The sequence below is a fragment of the Pseudoroseomonas cervicalis ATCC 49957 genome, from assembly GCF_000164635.1.
Lineage (GTDB): Bacteria > Pseudomonadota > Alphaproteobacteria > Acetobacterales > Acetobacteraceae > Pseudoroseomonas > Pseudoroseomonas cervicalis.
Genome location: NZ_GG770821.1, coordinates 1 through 1,800, shown reverse-complemented (window position 1 = coordinate 1,800; position 1,800 = coordinate 1). Strand labels below are relative to the sequence as shown.

Genomic DNA, 1,800 nt, shown 5'->3' with positions numbered 1-1,800 from the left:
ACAGGGCGCCGCGCGGGCCGAGGCGGCGCGCCAGGCCGCCTTCCGCCCCGCCATCACCCGCGACGGCCACCGGGTCGAGGTCGCGGCCAATGTCCGCCGGCCGGAGGAGGCCATCGAGGCCGTCGCCGCCGGGGCCGAGGGCACCGGGCTGGTGCGCAGCGAGTTCCTCTTCGATGAGCGTGCCGAGCCGCCGACCGAGGCGGAGCAGTTCGATCTCTACCGCCGGCTGGCGGAGGGCTTCGGCGGGCTGCCGGTGGTGCTGCGCACGCTGGATGCCGGCGGCGACAAGCCGCTGCGCTTCGTGCGCCACCCGGTGGAGGCCAACCCCTTCCTCGGCCTGCGCGGGCTGCGCCTGTCGCTGGCCGAGCCGGCGCTGTTCCGCGCCCAGATCCGCGCCGCCCTGCGCGCCGCCCGGCATGGCGACCTGCGCATCATGCTGCCGATGGTGGACGGGCTGGCCGACCTCCGCGCCGCGCGCGCGATCATCGAGGCGGAGCGCGCCGCGCTGTCCTGCCCGCCGGTGGAGGTCGGCATCATGGTCGAGGTGCCCTCGGCCGCGGTGATGGCGGACCAGCTGGCGCGCGAGGCCGATTTCTTCTCCATCGGCACCAACGACCTGACGCAATACGCGCTCGCGGTGGACCGGCTGCACCCGACGCTCGGCGCCCGCTCCGACGCGCTGGACCCGGCGGTGCTGCGGCTGATCGACATGACGGTGAAGGCGGCGCATGCGCGCGGCCGCTGGGTCGGCGTCTGTGGCAACATGGCGGCGGACCCGATGGCGGCGCCGATCCTGGTGGGCCTCGGCGTCGATGAACTGTCCGTCTCGATCCCCAATGTGGCGGCGCTGAAGGCGCAGATCCGCGCCCTGTCCATGGCCGAGGCCGAGGCGGCGGCGCGGCTGGCGCTCAACTGCGCCACGGCGGCCGAGGTGCGCGCCCTGCCCAGCCTGCGGAAGCTCGGCCATGCCGGCTGAGCCCGCCATGCCGCGCATCGCCACCGTCACGCTGAACCCGGCGCTGGACCTGACCATCCCGCTGCCCAGGCTGGAGCGCGGCCGGGTCAACCGCGCCGGCGCGGCCGAGCTGCGGCCGGCGGGGAAGGGGGTCAATGTCTCGGTCATGCTCGCCGTGCTCGGCGAGGCCTCGCGCGCCACGGGGCTGCTGGGGCAGGCCGATCTGCCGGCCTTCGAGGCCTTCCTGGCGCCGCTCGGCATCCGCAGCGACTTCCAGCCGGTGCCCGGGCGCTGCCGCATCAATGTGAAGCTGGTGGAGACGGGGGAGGGCGAGGTCACCGACATCAACCCGCCCGGCCCCACCGCCGATGACGCGGCGCTCGCGGCGATGCTGGCGCGGCTGGACCCGGCGCCGCGCCTCGCCGTGCTGTCCGGCAGCCTGCCGCCCGGCCTCGGCCCGGCGGCCCTGGCCACCGTGCTGGCCCGGCTGAAGGCGGCGGGCAGCCTGGTGGTGCTGGACAGCAGCGGCCCGGCCTTCGACGCCGCCCTGGCCGAGGGCCCGGCCCTGGTGAAGCCCAACCGCGACGAGCTCTCGGCCCTGCTCGGCCGCCCGCTGCCCGACCGCGCCACGCTGCTGCAGGGCGCGCGGGAGTTGCAGGCGCGCGGCATCGGCCATGTTGTCGTCTCGGCGGGCGGCGAGGGGGCGCTGTTCGTGCTGCCCGGCGCCTGCCTCTGGGCGAAGCCGCCCGCCGTGGCGCTGACCACCACGGTCGGCGCCGGCGACGCCATGGTGGCGGGGCTGACCGCCGCCCTGGCGCGCGGCCTCGACCCCGAGGCGATGGCGC

General features: G+C 76.6%; 2 protein-coding genes. Both read left to right on the top strand.

Annotated features, from left to right (window positions below):
* On the top strand, window positions 1-976 hold a 976-nt coding region (locus tag HMPREF0731_RS19325; protein WP_007005896.1), incomplete at its 5' end, for a putative PEP-binding protein.
* The coding region (locus tag HMPREF0731_RS19320; protein WP_007005895.1) for a 1-phosphofructokinase family hexose kinase at window positions 966-1,800 on the top strand (835 nt) is incomplete at its 3' end. The genes HMPREF0731_RS19325 and HMPREF0731_RS19320, both read left to right, overlap by 11 nt.